Origin of the sequence: Vibrio rumoiensis (assembly GCF_002218045.2) — a bacterium.
Classification (GTDB): Bacteria; Pseudomonadota; Gammaproteobacteria; order Enterobacterales; family Vibrionaceae; genus Vibrio; species Vibrio rumoiensis.
This window is the reverse complement of sequence record NZ_AP018686.1, coordinates 668,376-688,887: the sequence shown is the minus strand read 5'-3', so window position 1 is coordinate 688,887 and position 20,512 is coordinate 668,376. Positions and strand designations below refer to the sequence as shown.

The 20,512-nt window shown below is 41.9% G+C and carries 22 protein-coding genes; 12 read left to right on the top strand and 10 right to left on the bottom strand.

What is annotated here, in order from left to right; translation table 11 throughout:
- Nucleotides 1-11: 11 nt before the first annotated feature.
- On the bottom strand, nt 12-1,220 hold the full coding sequence (locus tag VRUMOI_RS15585) for an amino acid ABC transporter permease (RefSeq protein WP_089140347.1): 1,209 nt from the start codon (nt 1,218-1,220) through the stop codon (nt 12-14).
- 78 nt (nt 1,221-1,298) lie between these two features.
- Entirely contained in the window at nt 1,299-2,321 is a 1,023-nt protein-coding gene (locus VRUMOI_RS15580; protein ID WP_089140346.1) for an amino acid ABC transporter substrate-binding protein, read from the bottom strand.
- Nucleotides 2,322-2,797: 476 nt separating this feature from the next.
- Between VRUMOI_RS15580 and VRUMOI_RS15575 the strand changes: the two genes are divergently transcribed.
- The 4 genes from VRUMOI_RS15575 to btuD all read left to right on the top strand — a co-directional run bounded on the left by VRUMOI_RS15575 (nt 2,798) and on the right by btuD (nt 6,712).
- On the top strand, nt 2,798-3,733 hold the full coding sequence (locus VRUMOI_RS15575; protein ID WP_089140345.1) for a siroheme synthase: 936 nt from the start codon (nt 2,798-2,800) through the stop codon (nt 3,731-3,733).
- Between the two features lie 49 nt (nt 3,734-3,782).
- On the top strand, nt 3,783-4,826 hold the full coding sequence (locus VRUMOI_RS15570; protein ID WP_089140344.1) for a succinylglutamate desuccinylase: 1,044 nt from the start codon (nt 3,783-3,785) through the stop codon (nt 4,824-4,826).
- 93 nt (nt 4,827-4,919) lie between these two features.
- Entirely contained in the window at nt 4,920-5,915 is a 996-nt protein-coding gene (gene btuC / locus VRUMOI_RS15565; RefSeq protein WP_089140343.1) for a vitamin B12 ABC transporter permease BtuC, read from the top strand.
- A 47-nt stretch (nt 5,916-5,962) separates the two neighbouring features.
- Nucleotides 5,963-6,712 carry a vitamin B12 ABC transporter ATP-binding protein BtuD gene (btuD, locus tag VRUMOI_RS15560; RefSeq protein WP_089140418.1) on the top strand — a complete coding sequence of 250 codons (750 nt, stop codon included), beginning with the start codon at nt 5,963-5,965 and terminating at the stop codon, nt 6,710-6,712.
- A gap of 317 nt (nt 6,713-7,029) precedes the next feature.
- On the opposite strand, the gene VRUMOI_RS15555 is transcribed toward btuD, so the two are convergent.
- The gene (locus tag VRUMOI_RS15555) at nt 7,030-7,605 is read right to left on the bottom strand and encodes a nucleoside triphosphate pyrophosphohydrolase family protein (protein ID WP_089140342.1); all 576 of its coding nucleotides are present in this window, start codon (nt 7,603-7,605) and stop codon (nt 7,030-7,032) included.
- Nucleotides 7,606-7,672: 67 nt separating this feature from the next.
- Nucleotides 7,673-8,923, bottom strand: coding sequence for an MFS transporter (locus tag VRUMOI_RS15550; protein WP_089140341.1), 1,251 nt, complete (start codon nt 8,921-8,923; stop codon nt 7,673-7,675).
- A gap of 149 nt (nt 8,924-9,072) precedes the next feature.
- Here VRUMOI_RS15550 and VRUMOI_RS15545 point away from each other — a divergent pair, with 149 nt between their 5' ends.
- The gene (locus VRUMOI_RS15545) at nt 9,073-9,972 is read left to right on the top strand and encodes a LysR family transcriptional regulator (RefSeq protein ID WP_089140417.1); all 900 of its coding nucleotides are present in this window, start codon (nt 9,073-9,075) and stop codon (nt 9,970-9,972) included.
- Between the two features lie 14 nt (nt 9,973-9,986).
- On the opposite strand, the gene alr is transcribed toward VRUMOI_RS15545, so the two are convergent.
- Complete coding sequence (gene alr / locus VRUMOI_RS15540) at nt 9,987-11,081, bottom strand: alanine racemase (RefSeq protein WP_089140340.1); 1,095 nt, start codon at nt 11,079-11,081, stop codon at nt 9,987-9,989.
- Nucleotides 11,074-12,333, bottom strand: coding sequence for a D-amino acid dehydrogenase (locus tag VRUMOI_RS15535; protein WP_089140339.1), 1,260 nt, complete (start codon nt 12,331-12,333; stop codon nt 11,074-11,076). Before VRUMOI_RS15535 ends, alr begins: the two co-directional genes overlap by 8 nt.
- Before the next feature lie 313 nt (nt 12,334-12,646).
- Between VRUMOI_RS15535 and VRUMOI_RS15530 the strand changes: the two genes are divergently transcribed.
- From VRUMOI_RS15530 to VRUMOI_RS15515, 4 genes are all read left to right on the top strand, one after another.
- The gene (locus tag VRUMOI_RS15530; RefSeq protein ID WP_089140338.1) at nt 12,647-12,979 is read left to right on the top strand and encodes a DMT family transporter; all 333 of its coding nucleotides are present in this window, start codon (nt 12,647-12,649) and stop codon (nt 12,977-12,979) included.
- A 69-nt stretch (nt 12,980-13,048) separates the two neighbouring features.
- Nucleotides 13,049-13,591 carry a lipocalin family protein gene (locus VRUMOI_RS15525; protein ID WP_089140337.1) on the top strand — a complete coding sequence of 181 codons (543 nt, stop codon included), beginning with the start codon at nt 13,049-13,051 and terminating at the stop codon, nt 13,589-13,591.
- A 434-nt stretch (nt 13,592-14,025) separates the two neighbouring features.
- On the top strand, nt 14,026-14,484 hold the full coding sequence (locus VRUMOI_RS15520) for a GNAT family N-acetyltransferase (protein ID WP_089140336.1): 459 nt from the start codon (nt 14,026-14,028) through the stop codon (nt 14,482-14,484).
- A gap of 81 nt (nt 14,485-14,565) precedes the next feature.
- Nucleotides 14,566-14,985, top strand: coding sequence for a GNAT family N-acetyltransferase (locus tag VRUMOI_RS15515; RefSeq protein WP_089140335.1), 420 nt, complete (start codon nt 14,566-14,568; stop codon nt 14,983-14,985).
- Between the two features lie 188 nt (nt 14,986-15,173).
- Here the strand turns inward: VRUMOI_RS15515 and dbpA are convergent, their stop codons facing one another.
- From dbpA to VRUMOI_RS15500, 3 genes are all read right to left on the bottom strand, one after another.
- Nucleotides 15,174-16,589, bottom strand: a complete 1,416-nt coding sequence (gene dbpA, locus VRUMOI_RS15510) for an ATP-dependent RNA helicase DbpA (protein WP_089140334.1) — start codon at nt 16,587-16,589, stop codon at nt 15,174-15,176.
- Nucleotides 16,590-16,683: 94 nt separating this feature from the next.
- Nucleotides 16,684-16,911: a glutaredoxin family protein gene (locus tag VRUMOI_RS15505; protein ID WP_089124347.1), complete on the bottom strand. Its 228-nt coding sequence runs from the start codon at nt 16,909-16,911 to the stop codon at nt 16,684-16,686.
- Nucleotides 16,912-16,960: 49 nt separating this feature from the next.
- Nucleotides 16,961-17,539 (bottom strand): DUF1415 domain-containing protein, encoded by a 579-nt coding sequence (locus VRUMOI_RS15500; RefSeq protein ID WP_089140333.1) that lies wholly within the window; start codon nt 17,537-17,539, stop codon nt 16,961-16,963.
- A 138-nt stretch (nt 17,540-17,677) separates the two neighbouring features.
- On the opposite strand from VRUMOI_RS15500, the gene VRUMOI_RS15495 reads away from it, so the two are divergent.
- From VRUMOI_RS15495 to VRUMOI_RS15485, 3 genes are all read left to right on the top strand, one after another.
- Entirely contained in the window at nt 17,678-18,199 is a 522-nt protein-coding gene (locus VRUMOI_RS15495; RefSeq protein ID WP_089140332.1) for a DUF2058 domain-containing protein, read from the top strand.
- Between the two features lie 147 nt (nt 18,200-18,346).
- Nucleotides 18,347-18,892 carry a nucleotidyltransferase family protein gene (locus VRUMOI_RS15490; protein ID WP_089140331.1) on the top strand — a complete coding sequence of 182 codons (546 nt, stop codon included), beginning with the start codon at nt 18,347-18,349 and terminating at the stop codon, nt 18,890-18,892.
- Nucleotides 18,893-18,959: 67 nt separating this feature from the next.
- Nucleotides 18,960-19,571, top strand: a complete 612-nt coding sequence (locus VRUMOI_RS15485; protein WP_089140330.1) for a glutathione S-transferase family protein — start codon at nt 18,960-18,962, stop codon at nt 19,569-19,571.
- A gap of 80 nt (nt 19,572-19,651) precedes the next feature.
- On the opposite strand, the gene VRUMOI_RS15480 is transcribed toward VRUMOI_RS15485, so the two are convergent.
- Nucleotides 19,652-20,404: a DUF502 domain-containing protein gene (locus VRUMOI_RS15480; RefSeq protein ID WP_089140329.1), complete on the bottom strand. Its 753-nt coding sequence runs from the start codon at nt 20,402-20,404 to the stop codon at nt 19,652-19,654.
- Nucleotides 20,405-20,512: the final 108 nt, after the last annotated feature.

Here is a 20,512-nt window from a genome sequence, read left to right as displayed (position 1 = left end):
TTCTCCGCCTATTATCTTTCTACTAACGCAACTTTGCGGTTATAGATGTTCATCAACCATGAGGTCAGTAAACTTAGACCTAAGTAAACGCCCATAGTCATGAATATGATTTCAATAGCTTGTCCTGTTTGATTGAGTGTCGTACCGGCAAAAACAGAGACGAGATCCGGATAACCAATCGCCATGGCAAGTGATGAGTTTTTAGTTAAATTCAAATATTCACTCGTCAGCGGTGGCACAATGATCCGCATTGCTTGTGGCACAACAACCAGTTTTAAGGTTTTAGAACGCGATAAGCCTAGAGCTGTTGCTGCTTCGGTTTGGCCATGACTAACGGCATTGATTCCAGATCGAACTATTTCAGCAATAAAGGCCGAGGTGAATATTCCGAGAGCGATCCAAAGTGCAAACAACTCAGGAAGGATGGTAATACCACCTTTGAAGTTAAAGCCCTTTAACTCTGGATAATCAGCTGATATTGGCATACCCATTAAAAAGTAAGCAATCAAAGGTAATCCGACACACAAACCTAAAACAATTCTGACAACAGGAGTTTGTAACCCTGTCACTTTTTGTTTGTTTCGAGCCCAGAAGTACACTCCGATACTTAAAACTACCGCTAAAATGGCAGCAACACCTATTAGCCAACTTCCGGATTCAAAAACTGGTTTAGGTAAATATAAGCCACGTATATTTAAAAATAAGGCTTCACCTAGACTCAAGCTTTGTCGAGCAGAGGGGAGCGCTTGTAATACTGCAAAATACCAAAATAGTATTTGTAACAGCGGCGGGACATTACGAACAATTTCGATAAATACAGCAGCAAGGCGGTTTACCATCCAGTTGGAAGATAAACGTGCAATACCCACCGTAAAACCAAGAATGGTCGCTAAGATAATACCGAGAATAGAGACGAGAACAGTATTCAATAAGCCAACGATGAACGTGCGGCCGAATGTGTAGGTTTCATCATACTCAATTAAGCTAAGGCTGATGCCAAAGCCAGCTTCACGATCAAGAAAACCAAACCCGGTGGAGATACCACGGTCATTCAGGTTGGTCATCGTGTTATTGATGATGATGTAGAAAAAGTACCCCAGAGCAGCCACTGTAATCAGCTGGAAAACGATAGAGCGGACTCTTGGGTTATAGATTAGACGAGAAAGGGAGCTACCAGATTCTGACTGATTGACGGCTTTCTCAGATTCATTGGGTTTCATACTACGTAACCTCAAAATCATTTAAAAAAAAGGGCAGCCGAAACCACCCTAGTTCAGTTTGTTATGAAGTTATTTGTATTAACGGATTGGTGGTGCGTATTGGAAGCCACCAGCGTTCCAAAGTTTATTCACGCCACGGTCAACTTTTAATGGAGAACCTTGACCGACAGTGCGCTCAAACATTTCACCATAGTTACCGACTTGTTTCACAATCTGGTAAGCCCAATCGTCTTTAAGACCTAAGCCTTCGCCTTTAGGGCCATCAAGACCTAAAATACGTTTAACGTTTGGATCGTTCGATTTTTTCATTTCATCGACATTTTTCTGAGTAATGCCGTATTCTTCAGCATTAATCATGGCAAATAATGTCCACTTAGTAATGTTAAACCATTGATCATCACCTTGGCGAACCACAGGCCCTAGAGGCTCTTTTGAAATGATTTCAGGTAAAACGACCGCTGAGCTTGGATCTTTAAGATTTAAACGTAGTCCGTAAAGTTGAGATTGGTCAGAAGTTAGGACATCACAGCGACCTGAATCAAAGCCTTTCGCTGTTTGGTCCATGGTGTCAAATACCACAGGTTTGTATGACATGCCTTTCAAACGGAAATAGTCAGCAAGGTTTAGCTCAGTTGTGGTACCGGCTTGCACACAGACAGAAGCGCCATCAAGTTCCGTCGCACTTTTCACGCCTAAGTCTTTTTTCACCATGAAACCTTGGCCATCGTAATAGGTTGTGCCTACGAAGTTAAGGCCAAGAGAACCATCGCGTTGTAGCGTCCAAGTGGTATTTCGAGATAGAACATCAACTTCGCCAGATTGAAGTGCAGTGAAGCGTTCTTTTGCGTTGAGTGGCACATATTTTACTTTCGATTTATCACCTAATACGGCAGCAGCAACCGCTTGACAATATTCGACATCAAGACCTTCCCATTGGCCTTTAGAGTTTGGGTTAGAAAAGCCTGCAAGGCCCGTACTAACACCACATTTTAGTTCATTCGCTTTTTGTACATCTTGAAGTGTACCGGCGAAAGCCGAGTTGGCCAGCATTGCGGCAGAAACTGCGACAGCTGAAGCGAGAAGTTTAATTGATTTTTGCATGTGTATCCTTCCTGTATACGTCCATTGAAATCAGGTTGAACTGAAAACGAATTTGTCTGTGATTGATTAAAACTAATGTTGTTGTAATTAAAATACTTGCTAGATACGCCCTTTATTTAGTTTAGGTTTTGTATCTTTTACTCTTAAAGAGTAGGAAAGAATTTGAAATACACAAACCACTACATCCATTATGTGGTTGAGTTGCATCACAAATCTTTCGTTAAATTTAGAATGAATAAATGTCATGACAATGTAAATAGTGCAAAGTCGCACCACAATGTCACATTTAATCTTTTGTTCTAAATAAAACGATTAGGGCGATATAAAAGAAATAAAATTAGGTTAATATTTAGAGTTAAAGTGATGTATGGGTAGTAAATTCAAAGTAAAATTGTTTGTGATAAGGATCTGATGTTTCCTATATGCACAAATTTGGTAGTATCAATCATGAGTTATCCATCACAAAAAGGAATTAAATGCGCTATTTCCCGATTTTCCTCGATCTAAATAATAAAGCGGTACTCGTTGTGGGTGGCGGAGAAGTGGCTTGCAGAAAAGTCGACATGCTTCTCAGAGCAGGGGCAAATGTCACGGTTGTATCGCCGAATATTCATCCTCACTTGCTTTCATTATCAGAGCAACAGTCGCTACTTTGGGTGAAAGCATTCTATCAATCTGAAATGTTGCATGACTACATTCAAGTGTGGGCCACAACCGATAATCCTGATTTGAATCATCAAGTTCATCATGATGCGAAACGGAAAAATATCATGGTAAATGTTGTGGATGACAAACCTTATTGTGATTTTATTACGCCTTCCATGATCAACCGTGGTCGCATTCAAATTGCAGTATCGAGTGGTGGGGCATCACCGGTATTAATCCGTTATCTGCGTGAAAAATTAGAATCGATACTGCCGCAAAATTTATCATTATTGGCCGATTTTGGCGCATCTAAGCGTAATAGTATTAAAGAATCATTAGCCACGGTAGATGAAAGACGTAAGTTTTGGGAACGTTTCTTTTCTTCGGAAAAAATGCCAACGATCACTAAACGGGAACAATTGGAATCTCTTTATTTAGATACTTTGCAAGATAAAGTGGAAGTGACTTCTGTTCTACATTGGATTCAATTTAATCATGATGTAGAGAATCTCTCGATTAAAGCGTTGCGACTAATGCAAGAATCAGAATTGGTTTTATACCCAACAAACTGTCCATTCGAATTTGTTGATTTATGCCGTCGTGATGCAGATAGGGAGGAGTATCAAGATATTCATCAATTGGCTGCGTTAATCGAGAGAGCCAAAGCGGATAAATTAAGAGTGTGTATATTTACCTCAAGTGCTCCAATTGCCTCAGAACTAAAACTTTTAATGGGTAATGACAAGCTAATTAGAATTGCTGAATAAACCATCAACTTAGTCTAGACTTTAAAGAGTAGGCTTTGCGGAGGTGGTTATGGAGCACCAGCATAATCAAAAAGATAACCCTTTAATTCACGATCTCGTGACGAAAGGGTTTATTTATACCACTTTGCACCATTTATCGTGGCCGCAACAAACCTTAACGGTGGATAATGGCTTAGTGTTACGGTTTTACCATCGTGGCATGTTGAGCATTACTCCTGCCAAATACAAAGGGGACAGTGCCACGGTTATATCGGTGGGAATTCATGGTGATGAAACTGGCCCGATTGAACTGGCTGATAAACTGGTCACCCAAGTGCTATCTGGTGAGGTAACTATTAGTCATCCGTGTTTGTTTATATTTGCTCACCCTGATGCCACGATCAAAAAACAGCGCTTTATAGAACAGAACCTCAATCAGCTTTTTGAAATGTCTACTATGCAGATACGAGGCATTGAAGGCGAAATTGCTGCAAAGATAAAAGATGTGGTTGAATTGTTTTTTGAACGATCTTCTGGGAAGAAACGCTGGCATCTCGACCTTCATTGCTCATCTCGCCCTTCACAATACCCAGTTTTTGCTATCCGCCCAGCCACTAGACACCAATCTGACGACACTGACCAAGAATTAAAATATTTTGCCCAGCACGCTGATGTTCAAGCTGTTTTACTATGTCACCATCCAAGTTATGCGTTTAGTTGGTATACCGGTGAATATTTTCAAGCTAAGAGCTTAACGATAGAGCTCGGGCAGCTAAGAGCATTGGGAGAAAATGATCTTTCGGTATTTACCTCGTTTTTATCGGGTATGCATTTATTGCTTAATCGAAATGAAAAAGTCGATGATGTGAATTGCATGAATCAAGATATTGCCGTTTATGATGTGGTGGATGAGATACGTAAACAACACTCAGATTTAGCTTTTACCGCGAGACAGGCGTTAATTAATTTTGAACCACTGTACTTAAACCAAGTGTACGGAATACAAGGCGGTGCTCCAATGATCTGTGAGTCTGGTGGGCACGCTTTAGTGTTTGCTAACGACAAGGTCGATGTTGGTCAGAGAGCAGCCTTGTTAGTGGAAAGAATTCGTTAATGATAAATATATCCTGACTTTACTTTTCAATTGGTGTGTAACTGGTTATGGTATCGCAAATACTGCTATTTATACCCAAGTGACTATGATCATATGCGATTCAATCAGTTAATTCACATCAAACACCAGCGTTGGAAACTGCCATTTATTTTAATCACTATCTTTTTAGCCTGCGTGAGTGCTATTTATTTATCGGTTGGTGATCTATCCCTGTCTTTTTTTCATCCTATGTCAGATTTACAACAACAAGTGTTGGTGAATCTTCGTTTGCCTCGACTAATGGCGGCGATTTTATTAGGTGCTTCCTTAGCGGTAGCGGGTGCAACGTTACAGGTATTACTGGGTAACCCTCTAGCCGAGCCCGGAATCATTGGCATTTCAGGTGGTGCAAGCCTGGCAATGGTGATCGCGTTGTTCTTCTTCCCCATGTTAATGTCGCCACTAGGGTCTATGGCTGTGGCGATACTCGGTTCGTTAGTATTTACCTTATTGATCGTTTCTCTTGCCAAAGCGATGCGTTTAACCACTGGGCGATTGCTGCTTATTGGGGTGGCATTAGGGATTTTATCTGGCGCAGTCGTAACCTGGGCATTTTATTTTAGTGATGATTTCAATCTTAGAATTTTAATGTATTGGTTGATGGGCAGTATTGGCGGGGTGTCTTGGGCTCAGGTCTCACTAGGCTTAATCATGTTACCCTGTATCGTTTGGTTGTGTTTGAAAGGTCGTGATTTAGATCTACTGATGGCCGGTGAACAACATGCCAAACAACTTGGCTTGGATGTATTTGCTCTACGTTGGAAATTAATAATCTATGTGTCAATATTAGTCGGCTGTTCGGTCGCCATTGGTGGGGTGATCAGTTTTATTGGGCTGGTGGTTCCGCATCTTATTCGTTTGGTTTTTGGTAGCGAAAATCGATATTTATTACCGATGTCAGCGCTATGCGGAGCAAGCCTCTTGGTGTTAGCCGACTTATTGGCAAGAGTGTCGTTAACCAGTGCAGAGCTTCCTCTCGGCGTGATGACAACCAGTATCGGCGCGCCAGTGTTTATTTGGATGCTACTGCGTGGGCATGACCAACATTAAGTGAGTAGAACAAACCTTATGAGCGAGCCACTGCTATGAGTGAAGCTATGATTGATATTAATGATCTTCATGTCGCCAAGCGCCTTATGCCGATGAGCTTTCAGGTACAGCCGGGTGACATTATTCATGTAATTGGCCCTAATGGGAGTGGTAAAAGTACCTTACTTGACGTGTTGTCTGGCTTACTTTCACATCAAGGTAATGTCAGAGTAAACGGTGAGTCAATTACTCACTATGATCTGCAAGCATTAGCTAAAATTCGAGCTTATTTGTGTCAGTCCGATCGACCAGCATTCAATATGTCGGTTTTTCAGTATTTATCCCTATCCATTGCCAAAGAGATGGCGAGTGATGTGGTAGAAAGTGCGGTCCATGAGATTACTACCCAGCTGTGTATTACCGAGAAGCTAGGCAAAAGCATTCACCATTTATCAGGTGGGGAATGGCAACGAGTCAGGCTTGCTGGAGTATGTTTGCAAGTGTGGCCCACGTTAAACCCACAAGCTAAATTACTATTACTTGATGAACCTGCCGCGCCGCTAGATGTCGGCCAAGAAAGTTTGCTATACCAAATGATCGATGTGATGGCGAAGAAAGGGCTAACGATCATTATGTCGAATCATGACTTGAATCGAACCTTAAGGCATTCCGATAAAGTGGTCGTGTTAAAAGAAGGTGTATTGAAAGCGATGGGCGAAAGCAAGTCGTTATTAACGGGGGAATTACTCACCGATATATTCAATACCCAAGTCACGCGTATTGAGCATGCAGGACAAGCCCATTTATTGTTTGATTAACCTTTTGTACTGATGGTTTGAATGCTCATTGATAGAGCAAAGCACGCCAAATGTGTGCAAGAGAATCTACCTATAAAGGGTTAGGGTCGGTGTCGGGAATAATAAAGAAATGATTACTCTAAAATAATCTAGTAAAACAATGAGTTAAGTTTTTTATGTGAAGTTGTCAAAAGTTGGCACACAACTGGCATTAATGAGAGTGATACATTCTCGTCCTACCTTGTGTTAACAGAGATAACTTTTTAGTAAAAGTCATACATTTAACACATACGCCTGCCTCATCTGAGACAGGCTTTTTTTTATCTTTTAAACTTGGATTATTGAGTCAATTTTTCTAAATCGGTTGGGCGGTAGTAAACCGATTTCAGCACCTTGCCTTTGCGTACGGTCTTACCTTGCATCTCTACATCTTTTGCGCATTTTGCGATGATGTATTCGCCTTTTTTCACGCCTTCAAGCTCAACACCTTGCTTGGCATAGAATGCTTGTGTTTCAGTGAATTCTTGTTCGTTGCGGCAAACTTTACTCATATTGCTTGAATGAACTTCATCCCAGCATGGTAAAAATTCAATGCCACGGTTTTTAGCCACATGCAGCAATAATTCGATAATGTAACTGATACCCACATTGCTGGTTACTTGCTCGTCACCACGATGGACCAAACGACCCATTAAAACATAAACCGTATCCACAATCGCATCGGCCTGTTCCGTTTTACAATCGGCTTCTGCTAATTCAGTCAGCTCTTCGATAGCAAGTGAGGTATGCAAAGTATCGGCTTTGTTGTCGAGAGAAGTTAAGTCGGCAACAGGGAGATCAAACGTTGAACGAAATTCTGTAATATCACGATATAAGTGCTGGTAAAGTTCAGTAGAAAGTAGGGTAAATTGCATGTCATTGCCTCGTGAATAAAAGTTGCGGCAGATGATAACAAATAATCCGTGTTCCAGTCATGATCAATTATGAGCGTACATTGGTATCCTCAAGCGTATTTAATTTATATGTGAGCATGAGAATTGCGATATAGAGCAAGCTGCCACCAAGGGCGACAGTCAACCAGCCACCATGTTGCCAGCAATAGATTAAGTAAAACCCTCCTAAACTGCCACCAGCGTAATAATGAACGAGGTATAAGGCGGTTGCGCTTGCTTTAGCTTGTTGTGCTTTTGAACTGACCCAGGCATACGCCAATGAATGAGTGAAGAAAGCGCCGCCACTGATTAAAATAAGCGCAATAAACATCGCATATAAATTGGGGATCAGGGCAATAAGCATACCTAATAGACTGACAAGCGTACCCAAAACAATACCGCTGGTGGGTTTGAAGCGTAGGCTCCATTGGCCACTGAGTTTTGAGGTTAACGTGCCGGTTAAATAACAAAGGAAGATCAGCGATACCATACCGACGGGTAGAGAGAAGGGTTCAGCCACTAAACGGAAGCCCATCACAGTGTAGAGATTCACAAATAGCGCAAAGTTTAGCCCGCCAATCAACATAGCCATCCACAATCTTGGCGTTTGTATGTGGCGCATCGCATCTTTTAAATGGCTGGATAACGACGTTTCTTTGGCCACAAAATTTTTCTGCGCAGGCACCCAGAGCGTGACTAAAATAGCGATAGCAAGGCTAAATAGGGCCATTCCAATGACCGCCGTTTGCCAACCGAGCCATTCACCAACCACACCACCATAAATTCGGCCAGTGATCCCCCCCAATGAATTGGCGCCAATATAAGAACCCACCGCGAGTAAAAATACTTTTGGGCTAAATTCTTCGGCCATATAAGCCACCGCAACAGAAATGTAGCCTGACAGCGCAATCCCCATCAGTGCACGTGAGGCGATAAGTAACCCTAACTGATCGGACAGAAGAATACATAAACCCACGACGGGTGAAGCGTATAAGCTAAACAACATGATTTTGCGACGGCCGATCTTTTCAGAATAGATAGCCCAAGGTAACAAGGAGAGTGCGAGCGTTAATGTCGCGGCTGCCAGTACCCAGTTAACATGAGCGGCACTGACTTGATAATGTTGAGCAATTAACGGTAGAAGTGGTTGGAATAAGTAGAGATTACAAAATGAAATGAAAGAACCAATGAATAAGCCGAAAGTGACTTTTTTGAGTGATTTCGGATCAGCGTTCTCAGTTGCCTCACACGGTGTAGCTTGATCTGAGATAGGATGATTTTCAAACGATTTACTTAACATAAACGGTGCTCAAGTGAGGACGATAACAGAATTTTATCAACTTACCTGTTATATATAAAATATATTAAATTTATAGTTGGTATCTGTTTTTGATCTAAGTGACTAGATCAACGGACCAAACCAACCATCGGATTAAAATGCGAGAAACCATGAATACCAAAGCCTTACATTATTTCGTTACCATCGTAAAGTTGAAAAGCTTTAGCCGAGCCTCAGAGGCGCTGCATGTTGCCCAGTCAGCCTTGAGTGTGGCAATGAAAAAATTGGAGTCATCGATTGGTTTAACGCTGTTACACCGTCACGAAAAAGGCGTACAGTTAACCGATGAAGGCACGCGCTTGTACAACCATGCGAAACAGATATTGCAAAAACTCCAAGACGCTGAACTGGAAATGCAAGAATTGAAAGGGCTAGTTAAAGGCGAAGTAAGACTGGGCGTGCCAAGTATGATGGGCTCGTATTTTTTTCCTGATATTTTGATGGCATTTAAGCAACAATACCCTGGTTTGAAGCTGACCATTATTGACGCAGGCACTCAATCCATTCGAAAAATGCTGATCGATGGCGAGCTAGATCTTGGTGTGATACTCAATGAAAGCGTCCCCGATTCATTAGAAATAGAGCCCTTAATTGAAGATGAAATGTTGGCCGTTGTAAGCCCACAACATGACTTTGCCGCGCAACAAACGATCTCTATTCATGAGTTCTTTTCTCAAGAATTGATCATGTTTAAAAAGGGCTATTTTCATCGGGAAATGGTGGACAAATTATGTATTCAGCATGGTCTAGAGCCGAATATATCGATTGAAACCAATCTTATTCCGATGATCCTAAAAGTGGTGCAAAAAGATTTTGCGATAGGGGCATTATTGAAGTTAGTGACAGAGCAAGAAAAAGGCGTGATTGGCATTCCATTTGAACAATCAATCACGCTTAAAATCGGTATGGCATGGCGCAAAGCGGGTTATTTATCGGTCGCGGATAAAGCATTCATGGAATTTACCAAGCAAGCGTTGCCCGCTTTGGTTGGGCGCCATCATTTAATCTAACGGGCTTTAACCACTTAGCCTTCGATGTATTCTTTATGAACGCGGCGTGTGATCCCCGTAAATAATGTATAAGCGATAGTGTCACAATAACGCGCCACCTCGTCGGCTTTAATGGTTTTTCCCCACAGTTCAACGGATGAACCAATATGAGCATCAGGAATATGCGTGAGATCGACCATTAACATATCCATAGAAACGCGACCCACTAAGCTCGTGCGAATGCCATCCACTAAAACCGGTGTACCATCTTGGGCATGCCTTGGGTAACCATCAGCATAACCAATCGCGACGGTACCAATTCTCATATTGTGTGAACAACGATAGCGCTCACCATAGCCAATAGCGTCCCCAGCGGGCACGTCTCTAATTGCAATGATCTTGGATGATAATGTCATCACCGGAATCAATTGCTGAGAGGCCGAGTTAGGCGCAGACAAAGGATCCGCGCCATACAGCATAATGCCCGGGCGAGTATAACCCCCGTGGTGCTCAGTATGACTTGCTGAGTGAGCAAGAGTCGCGGCGCTATTGGCAAAACTGCAGGCATGAGCGTCTAAATTCGCGAATGTTGCATCACAAACCTGCAGTTGAGCGTGCGTCATCGATTTTTCGATTTCATCAGCGCAAGCAAAATGCGTCATGTGCACAATATGGCTGACTTGAGGCAGGGCGCTTAATCGCTGGAATGCCGCAGGGTAGGTTTGCGGGGTAAATCCTAAACGATGCATACCGCTGTCTAATTTCAACCAAACCGATACCTTGCTTGATACTGGTTGGCGTTCTAACGCATCAATGTGTTCTGGACTGTGTATAGCGGTCCAGAAATCATATTGTCTTATCAGCTCAAGTTCGGATTCTTCAAAGAAACCTTCAAGTAACAAAATCGGCTGCTTAATACCCGATTCGCGTAGTTCGATGGCTTCTTCAATACAAGCGACACCAAATGCATCCGCTTCGGTCAATGCATGAGCCAGTTCAATCGCACCATGCCCATAAGCATTGGCTTTGATGATGGCCACCGCTTGTGAGCTCGGTGATTGCGTTTTGGCAACACGATAGTTATGTCGAAAGGCGGCAAGATCAATGCTTGCTTTGGTTGGTCTAGCCATAGTATCGCTCGATGGATAAGCCTTCTGGATCAATATCCGGCTGTTTGTTATTGATAATGTCTGCCACGAATTTGGCAGAGCCTAACGACATTGTCCAGCCTAAAGTGCCGTGTCCAGTATTCAAATATAAATTGGAGTACTTGGTGCCACCTAAAATTGGGGTGCTATCTGGCGTCATTGGGCGTAAGCCACACCAAAACTCCGCTTTTGCGACATCTGCCGCACCCGGGAACATATCTTGAATGACAAAATCGATACTCGCTCGACGCTTAACCGGACGTTCTAAATTAAACGAAGCGATTTCTGCGGTACCGCCCACACGAATGCGATCTTCAAAGCGAGTCACTGCCACTTTATAGGTTTCATCCATAATGGTTGATTGAGGTGCACGCGACTCATCTTCAATCGGTAAGGTGAGTGAGTAACCTTTAATCGGATAAATCGGCAGATCGAGCCCTAAAGGTTTCATCAATTTAGGCGAGTAGCTTCCTAGCGCGCAAACAAAGGTATCGGCTTTGAGAACACCTTTATCGGTTTTAACGCTAACAATTTTCCCGTTCGATTCCACCAAATGTTCAATATTGGTATTGAGCATAAACCTCACCCCAAGCGCTTCACATTGCGCAGCAAGCTCGGAAGTAAACTTATAGCAATCGCCCGTTTCATCACCCGGTAAGCGTAAACCACCGACAAATTTGTCCCTTACATTGGCGAGCGCGGGTTCATGTTCAATACAGCCTTGCATATCTAACGCTTGATGAGGAATACCAAGTTGCTTTAGCACCGCAATGTCTTTTTGCAGCGCATCAATCTGCTTTTGTTTACGGAATAACTGCAAAGTACCTTTTTGGCGACCATCGTAAGCAAGGTTGAGTTCTTTACGAATATCGACAAAACAATCACGGCTATATTCAGCCACTCGTAACATGCGCGATTTATTGGTTTGATAACTTTTAGTGTTGCAGTTCGCCAACATCTTACTCATCCATGAAAGGGTATAACCATCGAGCTCTTTCATATTGATCATAAAAGGTGAAAGGTCTTGCATCATCCAACCAATGGCTTTGAAAGGAACACCCGGTGCCGCCCAAGGAGAGCTGTATCCCGGCGATATCATCCCTGCATTACCGTGGCTGGTTTCTTCGGCTACATGCGCTTGACGGTCGATCACCGTGACTTCATGTCCAGACTTCGCTAAGTACCAAGCCGTTGCCACACCTAACACGCCACCACCTAAAATTGCTACTTTCATGATCTTCCTTAATTTCGAACCATAACAATGTATAAATCCAAGTTTATTCCAAAATCAGGAGAATGGTGCTTTGTTGTTTTTAAAAGTGCAGACTAAAACTCTGATAAAAATCAAATTTAATAGACTAAAAAATATTAAATTTTGACGTGCTACAAAGTGGGATCTTGGTCAATAAATGAGTAAGCAGATAAAACGATAGCGTTTGCGTCGATTTTAATTATCATTTTTCTTTATGATTGAACTGAAAAAGGGCACTTATTTTAATAATAGGGTAAAATTCGTTCTTTATTGAGTAACTTAACAAGTAGGCTATATGAAACAGTGGTTGTTTTTAGGGGCCGCAATTGTATCTGAAGTGATTGCAACCTCGGCGATGAAATCAAGTGAAGGCTTTACCAAGTTAGTACCTTCAATTGTGGTGGTGCTCGGTTATATCACCGCTTTTTATTTTTTATCATTAACGTTGAAAACCATGCCTGTCGGTATCGCGTATGCAATATGGGCAGGACTAGGAATCGTATTAATTGCGGCCGTTGGTTGGATAGTACATGGCCAAAAGCTAGATATTCCGGCAATGTTCGGTATGGCGTTGATTCTGTTAGGAGTAGTGGTGATTAATATCTTTTCAAAAACAGGTGGACATTAATCTGATCAAATACCTCATGCGGTTCATAAAGTATCAAACTCAGGAGTAAGACAAAAACAAGGACGTTATATGACCCTATTCAAGCTTTACCTTAAAGCATTACCCGTATTGCTGGTGTTGTTGCTGGCCGGCTGTTTAGGCATGCCCAAGTCGGTTACACCAATTCAAACATTTGACGTGAATGAATATCTCGGCACCTGGTATGAAATCGCTCGTCTTGATCACTCTTTTGAACGTGGGTTAACCCATGTCACGGCGACATATTCATTTAAAGAAGATGGTGGGGTAAAAGTCATTAACCGTGGTTATTCAGCACAAGAGGGCGAATGGCAGCAAGCGGAAGGCAAAGCCTATTTTGTTAACGAACCCAATGAAGGCTACTTAAAAGTCTCATTCTTTGGGCCTTTCTACGGCTCATACGTAATTTTCTACCTAGATCCCGCTGGTCAATACGCCTTTATTTCCGGCCCCGATCATGAGTACCTATGGTTACTCTCCCGAACCCCAACCGTCGATGATTCTGTAAAACAACAGTTCATCAAAATAAGTCAAGAGAAGGGCTTTGATACTAAGCAATTGATCTTTGTGGATCAGACTAGTGGATTAGATTAAAACGGGTTCTGATAAAAAATATTCCGTCATCGCTGAAAAGCGGTGTAGGAGCGCCGTTCAGGATCTCCCAAAGCGTGGTTAGTGTAACATTAGCGGCTAACTCTCAGGAAATGGCTTAATTCATAGAATCTAACCCCATCCAACTTCCACTTATTATTACTTCTAGCTATCAAGTGGGTCTTCTGAACAAGGGGAAGAGCTTGAGTTGTGCATGTGGCAGATTTATCACATACCAAAGAAAACACTACTTTACTTTAGTTATGGTGGTTATTTGGACGTTGTATTGCAAACCCAGGAAAGGCTGATACGTTAAGCAGTTTTTAGTCGCTGGGTATATTGTGTTCTAATGATTCGAGAGTTCTAACATTTTGGGTTTGGTGATAAATAGATGTCTTATGGTTTAAGTCTTTGAGCTATTGAGGGGATGCATAATAATGTACGTTAAAGAAGCAGAGTTTCATGAGTTAGATACTATTTATGCTATTGGTTTTGATTCATGGAATAATGGCCTTTCTGATGAAAAATATTTAGATGAATGTCGTGGTAGTGAAAAGTATCAAGCGGGTACTTGGTATGTTCTGATGGAAAATGACGACATTCTATCGTCTCTTATTGTTTATCACGGTCGATTTAATTTAAAAGAAGGCTATTTTGGGATTGGTTCGGTTGCGACTCCTTATAAGCTTCGAGGTAAAGGTTATGCATCTCATTTGATTAATTTAGTGAAAGCAGAATTGTTCCTGAATCACAATGCTAAAGCCATATTCTTACACAGTGATGTTGGTCATCAGTTTTATAACAAGCTTGGTTTTGTGAGTGTTGGTGGCTCTGATTGTATGTATATTTCACATGATTCATCAAAGTTTGATGGGGTACTGCCAACCTATTTTTAACTTTAGGTTTGGATAAGCTTTAGTATTTACTGCGTTGTGGTTTAAGTAAGGTAGCATTGCTTATTATTCAAGGGAGATTTTATGATTTCTTATCAACAAACAGAAGATTTAGCCGCTTCGGCTAAGATAACTTACTTAAACATGCGCCCATACTATGAGCATTACTCCGTTGATTGGGATTGTTCTAAAATAGCAGAGCAAATTCGTGACTTAACCAATGTCGACATATTGTTCAACGGGGAAGTAGTTGGTGCAATCCGTTTAGGCTTTGACAATGATGGTTGTTACATTCGAGACTTACAAGTTACCGAGAAACATCAAAAGAAAGGTATTGGTGTATTTGCACTTGCTGAATGTGAACGACTAGCAATGGAGGTAGGCGTACATCAACTTAAATTACGAGTCTTTAAAATCAGCCCAGCGTTTCATCTTTATGAAAGAGTAGGGTTTGCGGTTGATCATTCTGATGACAGATTTCATTGGATGTCGAAGACAATCTGATAAAAGGAGCGATGGTGTCGGTCATTATCTTTTTCCATGTCACCACATCTCAATGATTGAATTTAGCATCTTGAAGCCACTTGAGTATATGAGTTGTACTAACATTAATGTATTAACAAAAAACCTCGCCCTGAATCACTTCAAGGCAAGGTTTTATCATTTCAAATCTAGTGATTAAAGAATAGCGACTAGATTATACGAGCGCGGAAAGTTTTACCTTTCATCTTACCGTTTGAAATTTTCTTCAAGGCTTGTTTGGCAATGCCTTTCTCAACCGCAACATAAGCGCGCATATCGAATAAGTGGATCTTACCGACACGCTTACCGTCAACGCCATTATCACCGCCAGTTAGTGCACCTAGAATGTCACCGGCACGAACTTTCTGTTTTTTACCGCCATCAATTTGAATGGTGGCCATCTTCGATTCAAATGGAGTATCAGTTAGCACGCTGTCTGAAGGTAGGGTCGATGGTGAAATCTCAATGTCCATGTACTCATCAATTTGAGCGACTTTAAACATTTCTTTTTCAGCAAATAAGCTAAATGCCATGCCTTTACTGCCTGCGCGTCCAGTACGACCAATGCGGTGTACGTGAACTTCGGCGTCACGTGCCAGTTGGAAGTTGATGACCGCATCTAGGTTTTCAACATCAAGGCCACGCGCGGCCACATCGGTTGCCACTAGAATCGAAGCGCTCTTATTGGCAAAACGTAGTAAAGCTTGGTCACGGTCACGTTGTTCTAAATCACCGTGTAGGGCTATAACATCAAAACCTTTATAATGCAGTTCATCTGCCACTTCTTGAGCTTCACGCTTGGTGTTACAGAAGATCACGGAAGATTCTGGTTTGTGTTGCAACAACAGAATTTGAGTCGCTTTTAAACGATCTTCAAATGAATTGGTTTTATAAAAGAACTGAGAAATGCTTGAGTTGGTGTGTTGGCTTTCCACTTTCACCAATTCTGGATTTCGCATAATGCGATTGGCGATTTTCTTGATCTCCGGTGGGAAGGTGGCACTAAATAGCAATGTTTGACGCTCGCTTGGCGCTTGTTCGATGATCGCATCTAACGCATCTTGAAAGCCCATGTCTAACATGCGGTCTGCTTCATCTAATACGAGCGTATTCAATTCTGATAAATCAATACGACCTTTTTCTAAGTGATCAAGAATACGGCCCGGCGTACCCACTAAAATGTGCGCACCATGTTCTAATGAACCAATTTGTGGGCCAAATGGCATGCCGCCACAAAGTGTTAAGACTTTAATGTTGTGGATGCTACGAGCCAGTTTGCGAATTTCGTTCGCCACTTGGTCAGCCAACTCGCGAGTAGGGCAAAGCACTAAAGATTGCACACGAAAACGCTTCACGTTCAAATTCGCTAATAAGCCTAAGCCAAATGCCGCAGTTTTACCTGAACCTGTTTTGCCTTGGCCAATCACATCTTTGCCAGCAATCATCAGAGGTAAACTATCCGCTTGAATTGGTGTCATCGATTCATAACCCATTGAGGTTAGGTTTTCGATTAGCGCAGGATCTAATGCAAGGCTAGAAAATGCAGTATTTGCAGGAGCTTTGTTTGTAGGAGAATCTGTAGTCAAAATGGTTTCCTTAAAGGAAGAGCAAGCTGATATCGGCTCACTCAAAAATGAGTGCCTGAGTATATTCTCTAGGCGAGTGCTTACAGCGTTATGATTAGCTGTTATAAATTTTGTCGAAGTTGGCTGCGTTCCATCCGGCCATCATTCGGTCGCCGATCTTTAAAACGGGTACGCCACGTGCGCCCATTGCTTCAAGTTCTTTGCGCCCACGTTGCATCTTGGCATTACACAAACGGTACTTAATGCCTTTTGAATCTAAATACATTTTAGCGGCTTTACAGTGTGGGCACTTGTCAGCCACATATAAGACAACTCGTTTCATAGTCAGTATCTTTTGATTGTCGTTTATTAAGTTTCTTTATCTATATTTATTACTTGGCTTTAAACAGGTAAGGGAAAAGTTGCTGCTTTTCTTCTTCACTTAAGCCTTCTACCCGAGCGATATTGGTATCTGGAATCGCTTCTGGGTTGGGATAATGTTTGACCGCTTTTTCCATACTCTCTTCACGGATAAGGTGAAGCACAGGGTAAGGTGCGCGGTTTGTGAGATTTTCTGCATCATCTGGGTCGGCGCCGGCAAAGCAATAATCTGGGTGGAAGGTTGCCACTTGGAATATTCCTTCCCACTGTTCTTGCTTGATGAGAGCATCGATCCAATCTAAAAAGAAATTATAGTCATCAAAATCCTGCAACATGTGGGGAATGACAACTAATGTGGTTTCTAACTCAGCAACCGGGGTATTCACCAAAGTCGTGAACTCTTGAAACACATCTTCTAATAAGGCTTCTTCCACATCGGCTTTAGAGACCATGATTTTAATTTGCTTATTGCGTTGAGGCTTGGCAGCAAAAGGGCACAGATTCAAACCGATCACCACATCAAGTAACCATTGTTCAACTTGTGATTCAATTTCTTGATGGGTAGGAAGTGACGAAGAAGCAGCTGACATTGGAATTCTCACACCAGTTATTAATGAGGTTATTGACAAGATAGGCAATTGCGGCGGATTCTAACATATATCTATCTCGCAAATTGGATCTTTTTAAAGGTATAATCACCGCAAAGATTACGTTGTAAAGAGAGCATCATGGCAAAACTGACACTACAAGAGCAAATGCTAAAAGCAGGCTTGGTAAGTAATAAGAAATTAGAGAAAGCGAAGAAGTCATCGAAAAAATCTCGCGTTCAAGCTCGTGAAGCAAGAGAGGCGGTAGAAGCGAATAAGAAAGCGCAACTTGAGCGTGATAAAGCGTTAAATGCTGAGCAGAAAAAACAGCAATTAACTAAAGAGCTGAAAGCACAAGTGAAGCAATTGATTGAGATGAACCGCATTGAGATCCCAGACGGTGAGATCGGTTATAACTTTACAGACGGTGCATTAGTGAAGAAGCTTTATGTTGATAAGCCAACTCAAGGCCAATTGACCAAAGGTCGTCTGGCGATTGCGCGCTATTTAGAAGGCTACGCGATCATTCCGGCGAGTGTGGCAGATAAAATCTTCCAACGTGATGAAGAAAGTATTGTACTGAACAATGTTCTGACTCAAGAAGAGCAAGATGAAGACGATCCATACGCAGATTTCGTCGTGCCAGATGATTTGATGTGGTAATCCGCTTCTTAACATCAGACCGTTAGCTAAAATGGCAGATATGATAAAGGTTGAAACACCGGAGTCAGTCTGCCATTTTTGTTTTCAGGGTACGGTTTATCATTTTTGAAAGATAAAAGATAAAAGATAAAAGATAAAAGATAAAAGATGAATAACGTGAATAAAATCGTTGAACTGGTCAAGCAAGATACGTTGCGATTAAAAGCGTTGGATTGCGTCGCTTTATTAGATTTACCCGAAGGGTATATTGCGGCGGGTTTTGTACGAAACCTAGTTTGGGACGCTTTACACCATAAAAGTGAACCAACGCCGTTAAATGACATTGATGTGATCTATTTTGATTCGACAAATGTGGGCAATCATGTTGATCTTGAATATGAAACCAGGCTAAAAGGGATGATGCCGAATGTGAATTGGCAAGTAAGAAATCAAGCGATGATGCATCACCGCAATCATGATAACCCATACGTCAGCGTGGTCGATGCAATGGGTTATTGGCCGGAAAAAGAAACGGCGGTCGCGATACGTAAGAAAGCTGATGGTGAACTAGAATGTATTTCAGCCTTTGGGTTTGATTCGTTATTTGCACTTGAAGTGACGCACAACCCCAAACGAAATAAAGAGGTCTTTGAATATCGAGTTCATTCTAAAGCTTGGTTAAAAACTTGGCCTAATTTGAAAGTTTTAACTTAATAGTCCGCTCATTGTAAATGGATTATTGATTTGTCGATAAGCGAATGTTCAGAAAAGGGAACCACTGATGAAAATATATGAATTTGCTGCTAATCCAAGCTCACGTCGAGTTGGGATCTTTTTAAAAGAATTAGGTATCGAAGTTGACCGTGTGCAACTCAATGTCCGTGAAGGGGCAAACTTAAACGCAGAATATCAAGAGAAAAGCGTTAATGGTAAAGTGCCAATGCTTGAGCTAGATGATGGCACCTGCATTAGTGAAACCATTGCGATTTGTCGCTTTTTCGCCGAGAAACATAATGATACGTCTTTGTTTGGCACCACACCTGAAGAAAAAGGGTTAGTGGAAATGTGGCAACGAATTGTTGAGTTTGATGGTTTGTACGCTGGTTTTCAGGCATTTCGCAATTTATCGGGCGTTTATAGTGACCGTGAACGTTGCGTGCCAGCATGGGGGGAAGAATCAAAACGCCGCGTTGAAGAGTTCTTACCTAAACTGGATAAGCAATTAAGCCGCAATGATTATGTGGCGGGGACTAAGCTGAGTGTGGCAGATATTACCGGTTTTCTTTTCGTCGGTGTTGTTTGTGAGAAAGCATTAGAAATTAAAGCATTAGAGGCTTACCCTCATATTCAAGCTTGGTATGACAAACTATCGCAACGAGCCGCTTTTCAATAGCGGCGTCATAATATAATCAAATAAAAAAGCCCGCCTATTTCCATAACAAAATAGGCGGGCTTTCATTTGTTCATTTTGCATTAATGCTTTTTATGACGAGTGGGCTCTGAGGCTTGGTTATTCTTCCATTCTTCTAAGGCTTGCTGCATTTCTTGCTCATTCTTTAACACTTTCCCTAACGCATCATCTGGCTTTTTAGGCAAGGTTAAGCCACATGAAATCAGCGTGGCGGTTAATTGTTCGACCGCAAGATGGGGCACGTATAATAAATCTTCTTCTTTTTCGAAACGGACATAGCCATTGGATAAGTTAATGGCTTGCGGTACAAAAACGACTCGATAGCCTTCTTCAGGAACCGGATAAAACTCACCATCAGGCCCTAAAAACATTTCGCCACTTTGGTTTGGGATCATCCAGGTTGGGCCTAAATCAAACACGATTTCTTTTGAATTGGGGCCAGACCATGAACGGGCGAAAGCTGGTTTTTTGAATGGCGATTCATCGGAGGTCAAAGCTTCCATGATTTGCTTGGTCGAGCTATGAATAATACCAAAACCCGGAATACGGTTAATGGTTTTATCGGATAACCAACTGTAAAAGCGTTGCTGTAAACTCCCGTCAAAGATAATGCCAATAATGAACATTAAGATAATCGCGGTAATTAAACCAAAGCCCCATATATTGCTTAATGTTTGGTGTAGGCTATCAGGTAAAAAGTAGCTGGCAGTTTTATCCATGAAAGTCACGACGGCGTTGACAACCCAGCAGGCGATCACCAAAGGGATCACAAACAGCATGCCTATTTTTATTTTTCGAATAATGAGTTTTTTCATAGCTTGATGGCTTCCTTTGCAAGCGTATTGTCATTAATGGCGCGGTAACAATGCTAAATTGATATTTTGATACCATTGTACGAGTAAGTGCTTCATAGCATAACTATT

Bases quoted from the DNA above. Each gene is read 5' to 3' on its own strand.
- VRUMOI_RS15535 (WP_089140339.1), bottom strand. From the start codon at position 12,333: ATGAAAGTAGCAATTTTAGGTGGTGGCGTGTTAGGTGTGGCAACGGCT.
- VRUMOI_RS15520 (WP_089140336.1), top strand. From the start codon at position 14,026: ATGTACGTTAAAGAAGCAGAGTTTCATGAGTTAGATACTATTTATGCT.
- VRUMOI_RS15575 (WP_089140345.1), top strand. From the start codon at position 2,798: ATGCGCTATTTCCCGATTTTCCTCGATCTAAATAATAAAGCGGTACTC.
- VRUMOI_RS15585 (WP_089140347.1), bottom strand. From the start codon at position 1,220: ATGAAACCCAATGAATCTGAGAAAGCCGTCAATCAGTCAGAATCTGGT.
- btuC (WP_089140343.1), top strand. From the start codon at position 4,920: ATGCGATTCAATCAGTTAATTCACATCAAACACCAGCGTTGGAAACTG.
- VRUMOI_RS15490 (WP_089140331.1), top strand. From the start codon at position 18,347: ATGAATAACGTGAATAAAATCGTTGAACTGGTCAAGCAAGATACGTTG.
- VRUMOI_RS15515 (WP_089140335.1), top strand. From the start codon at position 14,566: ATGATTTCTTATCAACAAACAGAAGATTTAGCCGCTTCGGCTAAGATA.
- VRUMOI_RS15580 (WP_089140346.1), bottom strand. From the start codon at position 2,321: ATGCAAAAATCAATTAAACTTCTCGCTTCAGCTGTCGCAGTTTCTGCC.
- VRUMOI_RS15505 (WP_089124347.1), bottom strand. From the start codon at position 16,911: ATGAAACGAGTTGTCTTATATGTGGCTGACAAGTGCCCACACTGTAAA.
- VRUMOI_RS15570 (WP_089140344.1), top strand. From the start codon at position 3,783: ATGGAGCACCAGCATAATCAAAAAGATAACCCTTTAATTCACGATCTC.
- VRUMOI_RS15500 (WP_089140333.1), bottom strand. From the start codon at position 17,539: ATGTCAGCTGCTTCTTCGTCACTTCCTACCCATCAAGAAATTGAATCA.
- VRUMOI_RS15480 (WP_089140329.1), bottom strand. From the start codon at position 20,404: ATGAAAAAACTCATTATTCGAAAAATAAAAATAGGCATGCTGTTTGTG.
- btuD (WP_089140418.1), top strand. From the start codon at position 5,963: ATGATTGATATTAATGATCTTCATGTCGCCAAGCGCCTTATGCCGATG.
- VRUMOI_RS15545 (WP_089140417.1), top strand. From the start codon at position 9,073: ATGAATACCAAAGCCTTACATTATTTCGTTACCATCGTAAAGTTGAAA.
- alr (WP_089140340.1), bottom strand. From the start codon at position 11,081: ATGGCTAGACCAACCAAAGCAAGCATTGATCTTGCCGCCTTTCGACAT.
- VRUMOI_RS15485 (WP_089140330.1), top strand. From the start codon at position 18,960: ATGAAAATATATGAATTTGCTGCTAATCCAAGCTCACGTCGAGTTGGG.
- VRUMOI_RS15525 (WP_089140337.1), top strand. From the start codon at position 13,049: ATGACCCTATTCAAGCTTTACCTTAAAGCATTACCCGTATTGCTGGTG.
- VRUMOI_RS15530 (WP_089140338.1), top strand. From the start codon at position 12,647: ATGAAACAGTGGTTGTTTTTAGGGGCCGCAATTGTATCTGAAGTGATT.
- VRUMOI_RS15555 (WP_089140342.1), bottom strand. From the start codon at position 7,605: ATGCAATTTACCCTACTTTCTACTGAACTTTACCAGCACTTATATCGT.
- VRUMOI_RS15550 (WP_089140341.1), bottom strand. From the start codon at position 8,923: ATGTTAAGTAAATCGTTTGAAAATCATCCTATCTCAGATCAAGCTACA.
- VRUMOI_RS15495 (WP_089140332.1), top strand. From the start codon at position 17,678: ATGGCAAAACTGACACTACAAGAGCAAATGCTAAAAGCAGGCTTGGTA.